Consider the following 16,502-nt stretch of genomic DNA (forward strand, 5'->3'; position numbering starts at 1 on the left):
CGGGAAACTCGGAGGTATGCGGACTGCTTACAGCGTGGAGACGGTCAGGGCGGCGGAGCGGGAACTCATGGCGCGGTTGCCGGAGGGGGCGCTGATGCAGCGCGCCGCAGCGGGACTCGCCGCGGCGTGCGCGGATGTGCTGGGGCGGGTGTACGGCAGCCGGGTGGTGCTGCTGGTGGGGAGCGGGGACAACGGCGGTGACGCGCTGTACGCGGGCGCGCGGCTCGCTCGGCGTGGGGCCGGGGTGCGGGCCGTGCTGCTGGCGCCGGGGCGGGCTCATGCGGGTGGGCTGGCCGCGTTGCGGCGGGCGGGGGGTTCCGTGGTGTCCGATGCCGGGGGCGCGGTGGAGCTCGTCGAGCAGGCCGATCTCGTCGTGGACGGGATCGTGGGGATCGGGGGGAAGGGCGGGCTGCGGGAGAACGCGGTTCCGTTGGCGGAGGCGGCTCGGCGGGGGCGGGGCGTTGTCGTCGCCGTCGATCTGCCGAGCGGGGTCGACGCGGATACGGGGGAGGTGCGGGGGGCCGCTGTGCGGGCCGATGTCACGGTGACGTTCGGGGCGTACAAGCCGGGGTTGCTGATCGATCCGGCTCGGGAGTACGCGGGAGTGGTGCGGTTCGTCGGCATCGGGCTGGAGACGGTCGGGGTGCGGGAGCCCGAGGCGGAGGCGCTGCAGCATGCGGATGTGGCGCGGTTGCTGCCGGTGCCGGGGGCGGAGAGCGACAAGTACCGGCGGGGGGTTGTCGGGGTCGCGGCCGGGTCCGCGCGCTATCCGGGGGCGGCCGTGCTGGCGGTGGGCGGTGCTCTGCGGGGTGGCGCCGGGGCCGTGCGGTACGTGGGGCCGGCGGGCGGTGCGGTGCTGGCTCGGTATCCCGAGACGCTGGTGTCCGAGCGGGGGCCGGCGCGGGCGGGGCGGGTGCAGGCATGGGTCGTCGGGCCGGGGGCCGGGGACGACGCGGCGACGGTGGGGGAGGTGCTGGCGGCGGATGTGCCGGTGCTGATCGACGCGGACGGGTTGCGGTTGGCGGAGGTGGGTGCGGTGCGGGGGAGGGGCTTGAGGGGGGTGCCTACGTTGATGACCCCGCATGCGGGGGAGGCGGCCGCGTTGCTGGGGGTCGAGCGGGAGGAAGTGGAGTCGGGGCGGCTGGCGGCCGTGCGGGAGCTGGCGGCGCGATACGAGGCGGCCGTGCTGCTGAAGGGGTCGACGACGGTGGTGGCGGAGGCGGGGGGTGGGGGTGCGGTGCGGGTCAACCCGACGGGGACGCCGTGGCTGGCCACTGCGGGGAGCGGGGATGTTCTGTCGGGGCTCGGGGGGTCGCTGCTGGCGGCGGGGTTGTCGGCGGTGGACGCGGGGAGTGTGGCGGCGTACCTGCACGGGTTGGCGGGGCGGTTCGCGGCGGAGGGGGCGCCTGTGGCGGCGGAGGATGTGGCGGGGCGGATTGTTGAGGCTTGGCGGAGTGTGGTGGGGGCGCGGGTTTGACGCTTGGGGCGCGGGGTTGCGGTGTGGTGGGGGCTTGGGTCTGGCGCTTGAGGGCGCGGGGGTGCGGTGCGGTGGGGGCGCGGGTTTGACGCCTGCGGCGTGGGGGCCCGCCCGGTGGGGGTTGAGGGCTGACGCCTGCGGCGCAGGGTTCTGTCCGGTGGGGGTTGCCGTTTGATGCCTGCGGCGCAGGGTTCTGTGCGGTGGGGGTTGCTGTAGCGCCCGGGGTGGGGTGGGTGGTGCGGGGCCGCGGTGGGGGTGGTCGTCCTCGGTCTGGCGCGAGAGTGCGTGCTGGAGAGGTTCGGGGCGTGGACGCGCCAGCCGGTGCGGGTGCCCACCCCCACCCCGTCCCCTCCCCGCCGTGGGCGGCTGCACCGACACCGGTGGCGGAGGCCGCCACCTGCCGCCCCCGGGCGCGTGGCGGGCGGCGGCCGCACGTGTCGCCAACCGCGGGCATTCGTGCCGCTGGGGCGATGGGGGTACCTCCCGCTCGAGCGAAGCCGAGAGTGGGGGAGGGTGGGCGCGGCGGCACCCTGTCGGCGCCAGGTGCGCGAACACCCACGTCGGCGCTGATCAAGGCGCCGTTGGTGCCGCACACCCCACGTGACCTGCCCCAACGTCAGTTGGCAAGCACTCGTCCCGCGGACAGGGAAGCGCGCCGAGTGCAAAGGTGCCGCACCCCCGGTGCAAAGGACTCGCGCGCCCGTTCTGAGAGACTGTCCGGGATGAAAGAGACAGCTGACCCGCACGGCGCGCAGCTCCGCGCCCGCGCTGTGATCGATCTGGCCGCCGTGCGGGCCAACGTACGCACCCTCCGCGAGCGCGCCCCCCGCGCCGCCCTGATGGCCGTCGTCAAGGCCGACGGATACGGGCACGGCGCGGCCCCCTGCGCCCGCGCGGCCGTGGAGGCCGGCGCGACCTGGCTGGGCGCCGCCACCCCGCAGGAGGCGCTCGCGCTGAGGGAGCCGGGGTCGGGCGTGCCGGACGACGTCCGGGTCATGTGCTGGCTGTGGACGCCCGGAGGGCCCTGGCGGGAGGCCGTCGAGGCCGACATCGACGTCTCGGTGAGCGGGTTCTGGGCGCTGGACGAGGTCGTCGCGGCGGCGAGGGCGGCCGGCCGGCCCGCGCGGGTGCAGCTGAAGGCGGACACCGGGCTCGGGCGGGGCGGGTGCCAGCCCGCGGACTGGGCCGAGCTGGTCGCGGGCGCGCTGCGTGCGGAGGCCGAAGGGCTGCTGAAGGTCACCGGGCTGTGGTCGCACTTCGCCTGCGCCGACGAGCCGGGGCACCCGTCGATCGCCGCGCAGCTGCTCACCTTCCGGGAGATGGTGGCGTACGCCGAGGCGCAGGGCGTCGAGCCCGAGGTGCGGCACATCGCCAACTCGCCCGCGACGCTGACGTTGCCGGAGAGCCACTTCGACCTGGTGCGGCCGGGCATCGCGATGTACGGCGTCTCGCCCAGCCCCGAGATCGGCACGCCGATGGAGCTGGGGCTGCGCCCCGCGATGACCCTCACGGCGTCGCTGGCGCTGGTGAAGAACGTGCCGGGCGGGCACGGCGTCAGCTACGGGCATCACTACGTGACCGCGGGGGCCACGACCTTGGGGCTCGTGCCCCTCGGGTACGCCGACGGGATTCCGCGGCATGCCTCCGGCGGGGGTCCTGTGCTGGTGGAGGGGAAGTGGCGGACCGTCGCCGGGCGGGTCGCCATGGACCAGTTCGTCGTGGATCTGGGGGGCGACGAGCCGGGGGAGGGGGCCGAGGCCGTACTGTTCGGGCCCGGTGACCGGGGCGAGCCCACCGCGGAGGACTGGGCGCAGGCGTCCGGGACCATCGCGTACGAGATCGTGACCCGGATCGGCAGCCGTGTCCCGCGTCTCTATGTGAACGGGGAACAGAGCGGGTAAGCGCCCTGCGTGGGGTCAGGGGAAGAGGAGCGGTACGTGAGCGAGAGCAGTGCGCAGGCCGTGACGGCCGCGTCCGCCGGGGGGTGGCGCCGGGCAACCGGTGTCGCGGGCCTCGCGATAGGCGTGCTGGCCACCGGCGCCGCCGCGGGCGTTGCCCTGGAGCGGATGACCGTCGGCCGGGGCATGCGCCGCAAGGCCCGGCTGGTTCTCGACTCGGCGGGGCCCTACGGGGCGCTGCGGGGGACACCCGGCAGGGCGTACGCCGACGACGGGACCGAGTTGTACTACGAGGTCGACGAGGTCGAGGCCGAGGGGCAGGACGGGCGTAAGCGGCGGTTGTTCGGGCGGCGGGCGCCCGCGCCCGTGACCGTGGTGTTCAGCCACGGGTACTGCCTCAATCAGGATTCCTGGCATTTCCAGCGGGCCGCCTTGCGTGGTGTGGTGCGGACCGTGTACTGGGACCAGCGCAGTCACGGGCGTTCGGCGCGGGGCGCCGCCCAGGTGGAGCGTGGGGAGCCCGTCAGCATCGAGCAGCTGGGCAGGGATCTGAAGGCCGTCATCGATGCCGCCGCTCCTGAGGGGCCGCTGGTGCTCGTCGGGCATTCCATGGGCGGGATGACCGTCATGGCGCTCGCCGACCGGTTCCCCGAGCTGATCCGGGAGCGGTGTGTCGGGGTCGCCCTGGTGGGGACGTCGTCGGGCGGACTGGGAGAGGTCAACTTCGGGTTGCCGGTGGCCGGGGTCAACGCCGTGCGGCGGGTGCTGCCCGGGGTGCTGAAGGCGCTGGGGCAGCGGGCCGAGCTGGTGGAGAAGGGGCGGCGGGCCACGGCGGACCTGTTCGCCGGGGTCATCAAGCGGTACTCGTTCGCTTCGAGAGATGTCGATCCCGCCGTCGCGCGCTTCGCCGAACGGATGATCGAGTCCACGCCGATCGATGTCGTCGCCGAGTACTACCCGGCCTTCGACGGTCACGACAAGGCGGAGGCGCTGGCTCATTTCGCGGCGCTTCCGGTACTGGTGCTGGCCGGGGTGGGGGATCTCGTGACCCCCAGTGAGCACAGCGAGGCCATCGCCGGTCTGCTGCCCGGGGCCGAGCTGGTGCTGGTGCCCGACGCGGGGCACCTGGTGATGCTGGAGCACCCCGAGCAGGTGACCGACCGCCTCGCCGACCTGCTCGTCCGCGCCGGCGCGGTGCCCGCAGGGGCTACCGTGGGTGGCTATGGAAGCAGCGCACACCCCGGCTGAACTGACCGTCACCTCCCCCGAGCAGATGCGCGACCTCGGCCGGCGTCTCGCCAAGCTGCTGCGCGCGGGCGACCTCGTACTGCTCTCCGGTGAGCTGGGGGCAGGCAAGACGACCCTGACGCGCGGGCTCGGCGAGGGGCTCGGCGTGCGGGGTGCGGTGACCTCGCCGACGTTCGTCATCGCCCGGGTGCACCCCTCGCTGGGCGACGGTCCGCCGCTGGTGCACGTCGACGCCTACCGGCTGTCCGGCGGGCTCGACGAGATGGAGGACCTGGACCTCGACGTCTCGCTGCCGGAGTCGGTGGTCGTCGTCGAGTGGGGCGAGGGCAAGGTCGAGGAGCTGACCGAGGACCGGCTGCACGTCAGCATCCACCGGGCGGTCGGCGACACCACGGACGAGGTGCGCCACGTGAGGGTGCTGGGGCTGGGCGCGCGCTGGGCGGGGGCGGAGCTGGAGGCCCTGTCCGCCTGAGCGTTCCGACAAGGTGTCGGCAAAGTGTTGCGTCTGCGGCGTCCCGCGTGGTCACATGGTATCCAGCTCGCGGTTAGGTATACCTAACCGCGTTCCGCCCCCGATGTACAGGAGGCGTCCATGCCGGCCGTCCACAGCAGGCGTGAGCCCACGCCGCGACCGGTGCCCATGCGCGACCTGCTCGCCGCCTGCGCCGCGGCCGCCGCCGTCTCCACCCCGCCGCCCGCGCCCGAGCCGCCGCGGCAGGAGAAGACCGTACGCGAGCGGCGCGAGGCGGCTTAGGGCCTACGGCACCACGACGACCGTGCGGCCGATCGTCGCGAACTTCCACATCGCCGTGCCGTCCGCCCGCGTCTCCCGGATCCCGCCCGTGCGTTCCTGCGGGTCGAGGACGGGCGCCGAGCCGTCGACCGCCGCGCTGAACCCGATCGCCGTGCCGTCCACGCTCGCGAAGCGCACCACGTGCTCGACCGGGACGCCGTCCGAGCCGGTGACCTTCCCCGAGCGGGACGTCACCCGGTAGGTGCCCGGGGCCGGGTCGACCGTGCTGGGGCTGACGCCGAACGTGCGGCGCACCTTGTCGCCCTTGTCCACCAGCCACACCCGGTCGCGGCGCAGCGAGTACACGACCCGCTGTCCCAGGCCCGAGCGCGGCGGCAGGGCGGCCGGACGTTCGCTGCTGCGGGGCGCCTTCGGCGCGGGCGCCGGACTGCCGGACGCCTGCCGGCGCAGGTCGGGCGGGACCGTCTCCGCCGCCCGGTGGCCGAGGTAGCCGACCGTCGCGAGGGCCGCCGCGGTCAGGCCCGCCACGATCATGGAACTGGTCCCCGCCATCGGCGTCACCCCTGTCCTGCTTTGTCCCGCGCTGTACGGATGTGACGCGACGGTAGCAGTCCGTGACCGTCCGGCCCGTGCGGCCGTGGCCGGGGCGCGGGAGCCGTAGGCTGTTTGCGTGCTCTTGCTCGCTCTGGATACCGCCACCCCCGCCGTCACCGTCGCGCTGCACGACGGCGACGACGTCATCGCCTCGTCGAGCCAGGTGGACGCCCGGCGCCACGGTGAACTGCTGCTCCCGGCCGTCGACCGGGTGCTCGCCGAGGCCGGTCTGCGGCTCGACGCCGTCACCGGGATCGTGGCCGGCACCGGCCCCGGCCCCTACACCGGTCTGCGGGTCGGCCTGATGACCGCCGACACGTTCGGGCTCGCCCTCGGCGTGCCCGTGCACGGTGTGTGCACGCTCGACGGCCTGGCCTACGCGGCCGACCTGGCCGGCCCCTTCGTCGTGGCGACCGACGCCCGCCGCAAGGAGGTCTACTGGGCGCGGTACGCCGACTCCCGCACCCGCCTCACCGAACCGGCCGTGGACCGGCCCGCCGACATCGCCGGCGAGGTCGCGGGACTGCCCGCCGTCGGCGCGGGCGCGCTGCTCTACCCGGACACCTTCCCCCAGGCGCACGAGCCGGAGCACGTGAGCGCCGCCGCCCTCGCCCGGCTGGCCGTGGAGAGGCTGAAGGCGGGCGAGGAACTGCCCGCCCCCCGGCCGCTGTACCTGCGGCGGCCCGATGCCCAGGTCCCCAAGAACTACAAGGTGGTCACCCCCAAGTGACGGGAACCGAGACGGTCGTCCTGCGTGAGATGCGCTGGTGGGACATCGACCCCGTGCTGGGGCTGGAGCGCGACCTCTTCCCCGAGGACGCGTGGTCGCGCGGCATGTTCTGGTCCGAGCTGGCCCACTCCCGCGGCCCGGGCGCGACCCGGCGCTACGTCGTCGCCGAGGAGGGCGGCCGGATCGTCGGCTACGCCGGCCTCACCACCTCCGGCGCGGAGGGCGACGACGGCGCCGCACCGGCGGCCGACGTGCAGACCATCGCGGTCACCCGCGACCACTGGGGCACCGGGCTCGGCTCGCGGCTGCTGACCGAGCTGCTGCGCGCGGCCACGGCGTTCGAGTGCGCCGAGGTCATGCTGGAATGCCGCGTCGACAACGTCCGCGCCCAGAAGCTCTACGAGCGCTTCGGCTTCGAGGTCATCGGAGTCAGGCGCGGCTACTACCAGCCGGGCAACGTGGACGCGCTGGTCATGCGCTTGACCGACCCGTCCGCCTCCGTGACCCGGGCCACCCCGTGAACGGCGTACAAGGAACCGAGATCCATGGCTGACGAACCTCTGGTACTGGGGATCGAGACCTCCTGCGACGAGACGGGCGTCGGTATCGTCCGCGGCACCACCCTGCTCGCGGACGCCGTCGCCTCCAGCGTCGACGAGCACGCCCGCTTCGGCGGCGTCGTCCCCGAGGTGGCGAGCCGCGCCCACCTCGAGGCGATGGTCCCCACCATCGAGCGGGCGCTGAAGGAGGCCGGGGTGAGCGCGCGGGACCTCGACGGCATCGCCGTCACCGCGGGCCCCGGGCTGGCCGGCGCGCTGCTCGTCGGTGTCTCGGCGGCGAAGGCGTACGCCTACGCGCTCGGCAAGTCGCTCTACGGGGTCAACCACCTGGCCTCGCACATCTGCGTCGACCAGCTGGAGCACGGGCCGCTGCCCGAGCCGACGATGGCCCTGCTGGTGTCCGGCGGCCACTCCTCGCTGCTGCTGTCCGCCGACATCACCTCCGACGTGCGCCCGCTCGGCGCGACCATCGACGACGCGGCGGGCGAGGCCTTCGACAAGATCGCCCGGGTGCTGAACCTCGGCTTCCCCGGCGGCCCCGTCATCGACCGGTACGCCCGCGAGGGCGACCCGGAGGCGATCGCCTTCCCGCGCGGCCTGACCGGCCCCCGCGACCCGGCGTACGACTTCTCCTTCTCCGGGCTGAAGACGGCCGTGGCCCGCTGGATCGAGGCCAAGCGGGCGGCGGGCGAGGAGGTGCCGGTGCGGGACGTGTCGGCGTCCTTCCAGGAGGCCGTCGTGGACGTGCTCACCCGCAAGGCCGTGCGGGCCTGCAAGGACGAGGGCGTCGACCATCTGATGATCGGCGGCGGCGTGGCCGCCAACTCCCGGCTCCGCGCCCTCGCCCAGGAGCGCTGCGAGGCGGCCGGGATCCGGCTGCGGGTGCCGCGCCCCAAGCTGTGCACGGACAACGGCGCGATGGTCGCCGCCCTCGGCGCGGAGATGGTCGCCCGCAACCGCGCGGCCTCCGACTGGGACCTCTCCGCGGACTCCTCCCTCCCGGTCACCGACCCGCACGTGCCGGGCGCCGCCCACTCCCACTCCCACGACCACGTCCACGAGACCGCGCGGGAGAACCTCTACACATGACCGTCGCGCTGATGTGGGAGGCCCGCGCGGTCCCCGGCCGCGGTTCGGACCTGCTGGCCTGGGCCGAGGAGCGGGCCCGCGAACTGCCCCGCCGCCCGGCGCGCCGCGAGGTCTTCCGCGCCCCGCAGGACCGCGTCCTCGTCATCACCTGGTGGAACGCCCCCCTCGACGCCGATCTCCCCGAACTCCCCGAGCCGGAGAACACGCTGGTCACGCGGGCGGTGCACCGGTGGCGGTTCGAGTCGCTGGGGAGCGTCTGAGCCGAGGAGGCGGGTACTGAGCCGGGTGTGCCGTAACGACTGGGGGACGCGAATGTTTCGTCATGTGTTCCGAATGTTCCGGGCTGTCGAAAGTCTTCGCCCGCGCGGCTCGCGGAGATACGATCGCCGCCATGACTTCCCCGCAGCCCGCTGACACCCGGACCAACGGGCGCAGCACGCAGACCGCGACGCTCGCCGAGATCGCCCGCGAGGCGGGTGTCTCCGCGCCGACTGTTTCGAAGGTGCTCAACGGCCGCGCCGACGTCGCCCCCGGCACCCGGTCCCGGGTCGAGGAGCTGCTGCGCACCCACGGATACCGGCGCCGCCGCGCCGAGGCCAGCCGTTCGCCCCTGATCGACCTGGTCTTCCACGAGCTGGAGAGCGCCTGGGCGATGGAGGTCATCCGGGGCGTGGAGAACGTCGCCCGGGACGCGGGGCTGAGCGTGGTGCTGTCCGAGAGCGCGGGGCGGCTCACGCCCGGCCGGACCTGGGCCGACCAGGTCGCCGCCCGCCGCCCGCACGGTGTGATCCTCGTGCTGTCCGGTCTCGACGAGTCCGGGCGCGCGCTGCTGACCAGCCGTTCCATCCCGTTCGTGGTGATGGACCCGGCCGGCGACCCGGGCACCGACGTGCCCTCCATCGGCGCGACCAACTGGCAGGGCGGGCTCGCCGCGACCCGCCATCTGATCGAGCTGGGCCACACCCGGATCGGCGCGATCAGCGGGCCCTCGCGGATGATGTGCAGCCGCGCCCGCGTCGACGGCTACCGGGCCGCCCTGGAGACCGCCGGGCTGCCGGCCGACCCGGAGCTGATCGTCTCCGGCGACTTCCACCACGACGCCGGCTATCAGCGGGGGCTCGCCCTGCTGCGCCGCGAGGACCGGCCCACCGCCGTGTTCGCCGGCAACGACCTCCAGGCGCTCGGGCTGTACGAGGCCGCGCGCGAGCTGGGGCTGCGGATTCCGGAGGACCTGAGCGTGGTCGGCTTCGACGACCTGCCGGTGGCCCGCTGGGTGGGCCCGCCGCTGACGACCGTACGGCAGCCGCTGACGGAGATGGCGGAGGCGGCGGCGAAGCTGGTGCTCGACCTCGGCAAGGGCGAGGACTCCGCCGCGGCGACCCGAGTGGAGCTGGCCACCAGCCTGGTGGTGCGGAGCAGCACGGCCGCGCCTGCGGCGCGCTGAGCCGTCCGGCGGCAGGTAGTTGCGAATCTGAGAATTTCGCGAGAAAAACGTCCGGGGAACGCCGCCCGTCATCTTACGGACGTACGTTCCTGCTTGTGACGGGACATCAGGGGACAAGCGGGGACAGCGCCGGAGGGGACGCCGGGGGCGCGGACATACGGCCCGGCCGGCGCGGAAGACGGACGCTGCGGGTCGTCGGGGGTGTGCTGGCGGGGCTTCTGGTGCTCGGCGCGGGCGCGGCGGCCTGGGCGTATCTGCGGCTGGACGGGAACATCCGCGGCGTCGACATCGACCAGGCCCTGGGCGACGACCGCCCCGCCCGGAGTACGGCCGCGCCGGCCCCGTCGCCGTACGGGGACGCGTCGCCGCTGCCGGCCGGGCGGCTGAACCTGCTGGTGCTCGGCTCCGACTCGCGCAGCGGCGCGGAGAACCGGAAGCTCGGTGGCGGGCCGGAGGGCGGCGCGCGCTCCGACACCGCGATGGTCGTGCACCTCGACGCCGGGCGGACCTCCGCGACGGTGGTCAGCATCCCCCGCGACACCCTCGTCGACCGGCCGTCCTGCCCCGCGGAGGACGGGGACACGACACGGCCGGCGTCCGGGGTCATGTTCAACACGGCCTACGAGGTGGGCGGTCCGGTGTGCGCGGTGAAGACCGTCGAGGCCCTCACCGGCGTGCGCATGGACCACTACGTCGAGATCGACTTCGCCGGGTTCGCCCGCCTGGTCGACGCGCTCGGCGGGGTCACCGTCACCACCCGCGAGGACATCGACGACGACCGCAGCCACCTCACGCTCGACGCGGGCACCCACCACCTGGACGGCGAACAGGCCCTCGCGCTGGCCCGCACCCGCTACGACGTCGGCGACGGCAGCGACCTGAACCGGATCACGCTCCAGCAGGACCTGGTGAGGGCGCTGGTCCGGCAGATCACCGCGCTGGACCTGCCGGCGGACCCGGCCGCGCTGTTCCGGGCCGCCGACGCCCTCACCGGCGGCCTCACCACCGACACGGGTCTCGACTCGCTCGGCGAACTGGCGTCCCTCGCGCGCAGTCTGGAAGGGCTGACGGCCGACCGGGTCACCACCGTGACCATGCCGGTGCTGCCCGCACCCTCCGACCCCAACCGGGTGGTGCCCGACGAGCCGGAGGCGGGGCGGCTGTGGGCCTCGCTGACGTGAGGTCCGGAACGCGGCGAAGAATCTTCCCGCCCGGTGTCGATTTCCGTCCGCGCCGTTCGACGCAGGGGTGAGAGGCCGGGAAGGACCCGGCCCGCACACCACGAGGAGCCGACATGCCGCGCTATCTCTCCCTCATCCGGATCGACGAGAACAACGCCCCCGAGGGCGGTCCCAGCCCCGAGCTGATGCAGCGGATGGGCGAGCTGATCGAGGAGATGACCAAGAACGGCGTCCTGCTGGACACCGCCGGACTGACCCCGACCGCCCAGGGCTCCCGGGTCCACTACGAGGGCGGCCGGCTGTCCGTGACGGACGGGCCGTTCACCGAGACCAAGGAGGTCATCGGCGGGTACGCCCTCCTCCAGGCCAAGGACAGGGCCGAGGCGATCGAGTGGACCAAGCGGTTCCTGAAGGTGCACGAGCCGCACTGGACGGTGACCTGCGAGGTCCGGGAGATCGAGGAGGGCTGACGGGCGGCCCGAGGGTCCCGCTTGGCCGTGCGGCCGTACGGGTGTCTGATGGTGGGCTGTGACACCACAGCCCACCGCCGGACCGGACGGGGCCGTCGAGACCGTCTTCCGCATGGAGTTCCCGCGGGTGGTCGCCGCGGTGGCCCGCATCGTCAGGGACGTCGGCATCGCGGAGGAACTCGCGCAGGACGCCCTGGTCGCCGCCCTGGAGCGGTGGCCGCGGGACGGGGTGCCCGACAACCCGGGCGCCTGGCTCACGGCCACCGCCCGCCACCGCGCCGTCGACCTGGTGCGCCGGCGCGAGACCTACGCCCGCAAGCTGGCCGAGATCGGCCGGGACCAGGCGACGGCGACGGCCCCGCCCGAGGAGCCCGCCGACCCGGACGACATCGACGACGACCTGCTGCGGCTCGTCTTCACCGCCTGCCACCCGGTGCTGTCCGCCGAGGCACGCACCGCCCTCACCCTGCGGCTGCTCGGCGGCCTGACCACGGCCGAGATCGCCCGCGCGTTCCTCGTGCCCGAGACGACCGTGGCCCAGCGGATCGTCCGCGCCAAGCGCGCCCTGGCCAGGAAGAACGTCGCCTTCGAGGTGCCGTACGGACCCGACCGCGACGCCCGCCTCGGCTCGGTCCTCGACGTCATCTACCTGATCTTCAACGAGGGGTACGCGGCCACCGCCGGCGACGACTGGCTGCGGCCTGCGCTGTGCGAGGACGCGCTGCGGCTGGCCCGGGTGCTGTCCGGGCTGATGCCGAAGGAGCCCGAGGCGCACGGGCTGACGGCCCTGCTGGAGTTCCAGGCGTCCCGGACCGCCGCCCGCACCGGCCCCGACGGCGAGCCGGTGCTGCTCGCGGACCAGAACCGCTCCCGCTGGAACCGCATGCTCATCGCCCGCGGCGCCACCGCTCTCGCCCGCGCCGACGCGGTCGCCTCCGGGCCTCCGGGCCCGTACGTCCTCCAGGCGGCCATCGCCGCCTGCCACGCACACGCGTACCGCTACGAGGAGACGGACTGGCACCGCATCGCCGCCCTCTACGGCCTGCTCGCCGCCCGCACACCGTCCCCGGTGGTCGAACTCAACCGCGCGGTCGCCGTCTCCATGGCGAGGGGCCCGGAGGCGGCACTGCCACTGGTGGACGCGCTGTCCACGGAACCGGCCCTGCGCGACTACCACCTGCTTCCCTCCGTCCGGGGCGACCTCCTGTCCCGCCTCGGCCGGACGAAGGAGGCCCGGGAGGAGTTCACCCGGGCGGCGGACCTGGCGGGCAACACCCGGGAACGGGAGATGCTGCGGAGGAGGGCGGAGGGGATGGAGGGCTGACGCCCGACTCCGTGAGGGGGCGGCGGCACGGCGCTCGTGCCGTCGGGTGGGTGCGGTGCCGCCGGGGGACCGCGGGGCGAAGGGCACGGCGTGCGCGGGGCCCAAGTCGGCGCGCACGGGCGCTCGCGCTGTCCGGCGGGTGGGCGCGGTTCGCGGGACCGGGTGGTGACGGCCGGTTGCGCGGGATTCGTGCCGGTGCGGGGTGTTCCGGTGGCTGGTCGGCGCGCGGAGGCGCTGGGCAGCGCCTGGTGGCGCTCGCGCTGTCCGGCGGGTGGGCGCGGTGCCGCGGGACCGGGTGGTGACGGTCGGGCGCGTGGGATTTGCCTCGTCGGGGCGCTCAGGGGCCGGAGCGCGGTCAGGCGGCCATGCCCGTCGCGTGCCGCGCCGCGCCGCGTCGTGCGGCTGAGGCACTGGGGGACGACTGTCCGCGCTGTCGTGGCGAGGGCGGCGGCACGGCGCTCGTGACGTCGTGTGGAGTCAAGGCCCGGCCGCCGGACGGTGGCGGGGCGCCATGCCCGGTCTGCGGCATGGCGTGAGCGTCGGCCGGTGCGCGGGTCCCGGGTCGCCGGAGACGTGGGCAGGCCGAGTGCTCGGGGTTCTCGTCTCAGGGCGCGCACCGCGCGCGTTCAGCGCACCGGGTGCCCCAGCAGCATCGTCGGGGCCCCCGCGACCCGGGTGAGGAAGACCGTGACCGATGCCGTGCCGTGCGGTTTCGGGAGGGCCTTGCGGCGGAGTTCCTCCGGTTCGACCGCCGAGCCTCGCTTCTTGACCGTCAGGACGCCCACCTCCCGCTCCCGCAGCAGGGCCTTCAGCTTCTTGACGTTGAAGGGGAGCACGTCGGTGATCTCGTACGCCGTGGCGAACGGCGTCTCGCGCAGCGCGTCGGACGTCACGTAGGCGATGGTCGGGTCGATCAGGCCGCCGTCGAGGGGCTCGGCGACCTCGGCGACCAGATGGGAGCGGATGACGGCGCCGTCGGGCTCGTACAGGTAGCGGCCGACGGGGCGGACCTCGGGGTCGGGGAGGCCGCGGGAGACCAGGGTGCGCGGGCCCGGGAGCAGGGTCGCGCGGACCGTGCCCGGGGCGGTGCCGAACCACAGGACCGCCTCCTTCACGTCCCCGCCGTCGGAGATCCACTCCGCCTCGGCCTCGGCCGGGACCGCCTCGTGCGGGATGCCGGGCGCGATCTTCAGCGCGGCGGCCCGAGGCGCCTTAAGCGCCGCCCGCACCGCCCACGACAGGGGAGGCGAGTACGCCTCCGGGTCGAAGATCCGGCCGCGCTTCGACGAGCGCCGGGCCGGGTCCACGAACACGGCGTCGTAGCCGGACGTGTCGACCTCCGTCACATCCGCCTCGCTCACCTCGATCAGGCCGGCGAGACCGAGCGCCTCGGCGTTGGCGCGGGCGGCCGCGGCCGTCTGCGGGTCCCGGTCGACGGCCAGGACACGGATGCCGGCGCGGGCCAGCGCGATCGCGTCGCCGCCGATCCCGCAGCACAGGTCGGCGACCGACCGTACGCCCGCCGCCCGCAGCCGTTCCGCCCGGTACGCGGCGACACCGCGCCGGGTCGACTGCTCCACCCCGTTCGGCGTGAAGAACATCCGCGCCGCGTCCTCCGCCCCGAACTTCGCCACCGCCCGCTGCCGCAGCCGCGCCTGGCCGAGGGCCGCCGAGACCAGCTCGGCGGGGTGGTCCCGGCGCAGCCGGGTCGCGACGGCGAGTTCGTGCGCCGGGTCGGTGTCGCGTACCTCGTCGAGGAGGGCGCGGCCTTCGGGGGTGAGGAGCGGGGCGAGGTCGTTCACCGGGTCATTGTGGGCCAGTCGGTGGACCGTGCGCTCCCGGCCGCGGTGTCGGGCGGGACACGGGCCGGGCGGCTGCGAGGATCCGGCTCCATGCGAGTAGTAGGACAAAACGATAAGAAGCGGATGCGACGGCTGGGGGCGCGGACCGGTCTCGCCGCCCTCGCGCTCGCCGCTCTCGCCTCGGGCTGCGGCAAGGACAGCGACACGGTCGAACCGGCCGGCGGCCAGCCCCTCCAGGCGCCCCCGGCCCGCGCCCTCGACTCCTACGCCGAGAAGCTGCGCGCCGCGCAGGCCGCCCGCGCCGCCGCGGCGAAACGCTGGGGCCTGAAGAAGGTCCCCCTGGCGGCCCCGCCGCCCCCGGCGAAGAAGCCGCGCATCACCACCCGCGACGGCTTCGAGGTCGACGGCCACGAACGGCTGGACCTCCCGCCGGTCTTCACCACCGTCCCGGTGGAGGAGAAGGTCGTCTTCCTCACCATCGACGACGGCGCCGAGAAGGACCCCGAGTTCCTGCGGATGATGACCGAGCTGAAGGTGCCGTACAGCGCCTTCCTCAGCGACTACCTCGTCGAGGAGGACTACGGCTACTTCAAGGACATGCAGAAACGGGGCGTGGCCCTGCACAACCACACACTCCGCCACCCGTACCTGCCGGCCCTCTCGCACGCCCGGCAGAAGCGCGAGATCTGCGGCATGCAGGACGTCATCGAGAAGCGCTACGGGACCCGCCCGGCCCTCTTCCGCCCGCCCTACGGGAACTACGACAAGGCGACCCTGCGCGCCGCGAAGAGCTGCGGCATCACCCACGTCCCGCTGTGGAACGAGGAGGTCTTCGCCGACCGCTGGGAGTACCGCGAGTGGGACCGGAAGATCCACCCGGGCGACATCGTGCTGTCCCACTTCCGGGGCCGCGAGGACTGGGACGGCACCATGCGCGACATGATCCGCCGCTTCCTCGACAAGGTCACGGCCGAGGGATACGCCGTGGCCAGGCTGGAGGACTACCTGTGAGGCGGCGGCGCGGGACGATCCCGGGGCTCCTCCCGGCGGCCCTCGCCCTGCTGCTCGCCGCGACCTTCGGATGTGCCGCCCCGTCCGGCGCGGGAAACCTCTCCTCCCGCGCCGGCGGCCCGGCCACCGCCGTCGCCCCGGCGCCGCTCCCGCCGGTCGTCGACCACGTCCCCACCGACGACCCGGTCGTCTTCCTCACCTACGACGACGGCGCCGAACGCGACCCCCGCTTCATCGACCTCGTGCGCGAGCGCAGGCTGCCGGTCAGCATGTTCCTCACCGACAGCGTGATCGGCCCCGGCTACGGCCACTTCGCCCGCCTCCGCGCGGTCGGCGCCAACCTCCAGAACCACACCCTCGACCACCCGGCCCTGCCCGGCCTGCCCCTCGCCGCCCAGCGCGCCCAGATCTGCGGCCAGCAGCGCAAACTCGCCGCCCGCTTCGGGATCCGCCCCCGTCTCTTCCGGCCGCCCTACGGCCGGCACGACACCGCCACCCTGCGCGCCGCCGCGGAGTGCGGCATCGCCGCGGTGGTCCTGTGGCGCGTGACCCTGGAACCCGACGGCCACCTCACCTACACCCACGGCCCCCGCCACCTGCGCCCCGGCGACATCGTCTCCGTACCGTCGGGCGAGGCCCCGCCCCTGTCCTTGGCGGAACGCACGACGAGGCTCCTGGCGGAACTGGACGAGCGGGGTCTGAGGGTGGGCAGGCTGGAAGACCACGTAGGCCGGCAGTAGAGCCCGGTCCCTCCCAGCCGGGGCGAGGCCACTCCCCGCCCTGGCCCTCCTCGCCCTCCCGCTACCGGCCAGTCCGGGGCCGCTACCGGCCAGTCCGGGGCCGCTACCGGCCGGTCCGGGGCCGCTACCGGCCGGTCCGGGGCCGCTACCGGCCGGTCCGGGGCCGTTCCCGCCCGTCCG

Annotated in this window: 16 protein-coding genes and 1 pseudogene; 15 read left to right on the forward strand and 2 right to left on the reverse strand. The window is 74.5% G+C overall.

All coding sequences use genetic code 11. From position 1 onward, the window contains the following. The first annotated feature begins 16 nt into the window (after window positions 1–16). The 5 genes from MTR79_RS03450 to MTR79_RS03470 all read left to right on the forward strand — a co-directional run bounded on the left by MTR79_RS03450 (window position 17) and on the right by MTR79_RS03470 (window position 5,377). Window positions 17–1,477, forward strand: a complete 1,461-nt coding sequence (locus MTR79_RS03450) for an NAD(P)H-hydrate dehydratase (protein WP_244789122.1) — start codon at window positions 17–19, stop codon at window positions 1,475–1,477. A gap of 722 nt (window positions 1,478–2,199) precedes the next feature. Beyond that, window positions 2,200–3,378 carry an alanine racemase gene (alr, locus tag MTR79_RS03455; protein ID WP_086705424.1) on the forward strand — a complete coding sequence of 393 codons (1,179 nt, stop codon included), beginning with the start codon at window positions 2,200–2,202 and terminating at the stop codon, window positions 3,376–3,378. A 36-nt stretch (window positions 3,379–3,414) separates the two neighbouring features. After that, window positions 3,415–4,623 (forward strand): alpha/beta hydrolase, encoded by a 1,209-nt coding sequence (locus tag MTR79_RS03460; RefSeq protein ID WP_107500532.1) that lies wholly within the window; start codon window positions 3,415–3,417, stop codon window positions 4,621–4,623. Continuing rightward, window positions 4,598–5,095 carry a tRNA (adenosine(37)-N6)-threonylcarbamoyltransferase complex ATPase subunit type 1 TsaE gene (tsaE, locus tag MTR79_RS03465; RefSeq protein WP_183153275.1) on the forward strand — a complete coding sequence of 166 codons (498 nt, stop codon included), beginning with the start codon at window positions 4,598–4,600 and terminating at the stop codon, window positions 5,093–5,095. Before MTR79_RS03460 ends, tsaE begins: the two co-directional genes overlap by 26 nt. A gap of 120 nt (window positions 5,096–5,215) precedes the next feature. After that, window positions 5,216–5,377 carry a hypothetical protein gene (locus tag MTR79_RS03470; RefSeq protein ID WP_183153276.1) on the forward strand — a complete coding sequence of 54 codons (162 nt, stop codon included), beginning with the start codon at window positions 5,216–5,218 and terminating at the stop codon, window positions 5,375–5,377. Between the two features lie 3 nt (window positions 5,378–5,380). Here the strand turns inward: MTR79_RS03470 and MTR79_RS03475 are convergent, their stop codons facing one another. Next, the gene (locus MTR79_RS03475; protein WP_086700706.1) at window positions 5,381–5,929 is read right to left on the reverse strand and encodes a hypothetical protein; all 549 of its coding nucleotides are present in this window, start codon (window positions 5,927–5,929) and stop codon (window positions 5,381–5,383) included. Window positions 5,930–6,047: 118 nt separating this feature from the next. Between MTR79_RS03475 and tsaB the strand changes: the two genes are divergently transcribed. The 8 genes and pseudogenes from tsaB (at window position 6,048) to MTR79_RS03515 (ending at window position 12,769) form a co-directional block, all read left to right on the forward strand. Beyond that, the gene (gene tsaB / locus MTR79_RS03480) at window positions 6,048–6,701 is read left to right on the forward strand and encodes a tRNA (adenosine(37)-N6)-threonylcarbamoyltransferase complex dimerization subunit type 1 TsaB (RefSeq protein WP_048458007.1); all 654 of its coding nucleotides are present in this window, start codon (window positions 6,048–6,050) and stop codon (window positions 6,699–6,701) included. Window positions 6,702–6,730: 29 nt separating this feature from the next. Next, a pseudogene (gene rimI, locus MTR79_RS03485) lies at window positions 6,731–7,254 on the forward strand (ribosomal protein S18-alanine N-acetyltransferase). After that, a complete protein-coding gene (gene tsaD / locus MTR79_RS03490) occupies window positions 7,247–8,350 on the forward strand; it encodes a tRNA (adenosine(37)-N6)-threonylcarbamoyltransferase complex transferase subunit TsaD (RefSeq protein ID WP_244789124.1) in 1,104 nt (367 codons plus the stop codon). The pseudogene rimI and the gene tsaD overlap by 8 nt, the downstream one beginning before the upstream one ends. Beyond that, the gene (locus MTR79_RS03495; protein ID WP_086700709.1) at window positions 8,347–8,610 is read left to right on the forward strand and encodes a hypothetical protein; all 264 of its coding nucleotides are present in this window, start codon (window positions 8,347–8,349) and stop codon (window positions 8,608–8,610) included. Before tsaD ends, MTR79_RS03495 begins: the two co-directional genes overlap by 4 nt. A gap of 131 nt (window positions 8,611–8,741) precedes the next feature. After that, a complete protein-coding gene (locus tag MTR79_RS03500) occupies window positions 8,742–9,794 on the forward strand; it encodes a LacI family DNA-binding transcriptional regulator (RefSeq protein ID WP_189365885.1) in 1,053 nt (350 codons plus the stop codon). Window positions 9,795–9,997: 203 nt separating this feature from the next. Next, window positions 9,998–10,975, forward strand: a complete 978-nt coding sequence (locus tag MTR79_RS03505; RefSeq protein ID WP_348538755.1) for an LCP family protein — start codon at window positions 9,998–10,000, stop codon at window positions 10,973–10,975. A 113-nt stretch (window positions 10,976–11,088) separates the two neighbouring features. Then, complete coding sequence (locus MTR79_RS03510; protein WP_048458002.1) at window positions 11,089–11,445, forward strand: YciI family protein; 357 nt, start codon at window positions 11,089–11,091, stop codon at window positions 11,443–11,445. Window positions 11,446–11,557: 112 nt separating this feature from the next. Then, a complete protein-coding gene (locus MTR79_RS03515) occupies window positions 11,558–12,769 on the forward strand; it encodes a sigma-70 family RNA polymerase sigma factor (protein WP_244793043.1) in 1,212 nt (403 codons plus the stop codon). Window positions 12,770–13,395: 626 nt separating this feature from the next. Here MTR79_RS03515 and MTR79_RS03520 read toward each other — a convergent pair. Further along, entirely contained in the window at window positions 13,396–14,571 is a 1,176-nt protein-coding gene (locus tag MTR79_RS03520; protein WP_163037305.1) for a methyltransferase domain-containing protein, read from the reverse strand. Between the two features lie 123 nt (window positions 14,572–14,694). Here MTR79_RS03520 and MTR79_RS03525 point away from each other — a divergent pair, with 123 nt between their 5' ends. Both MTR79_RS03525 and MTR79_RS03530 read left to right on the forward strand, forming a co-directional pair. After that, the gene (locus MTR79_RS03525) at window positions 14,695–15,582 is read left to right on the forward strand and encodes a polysaccharide deacetylase family protein (protein ID WP_189365883.1); all 888 of its coding nucleotides are present in this window, start codon (window positions 14,695–14,697) and stop codon (window positions 15,580–15,582) included. Beyond that, on the forward strand, window positions 15,579–16,322 hold the full coding sequence (locus tag MTR79_RS03530) for a polysaccharide deacetylase family protein (RefSeq protein WP_244789126.1): 744 nt from the start codon (window positions 15,579–15,581) through the stop codon (window positions 16,320–16,322). The genes MTR79_RS03525 and MTR79_RS03530 overlap by 4 nt, the downstream gene beginning before the upstream one ends. Window positions 16,323–16,502: the final 180 nt, after the last annotated feature.

Origin of the sequence: Streptomyces sp. BJ20 (assembly GCF_022869105.1) — a bacterium.
Taxonomy (GTDB): Bacteria; Actinomycetota; Actinomycetes; order Streptomycetales; family Streptomycetaceae; genus Streptomyces; species Streptomyces griseoincarnatus.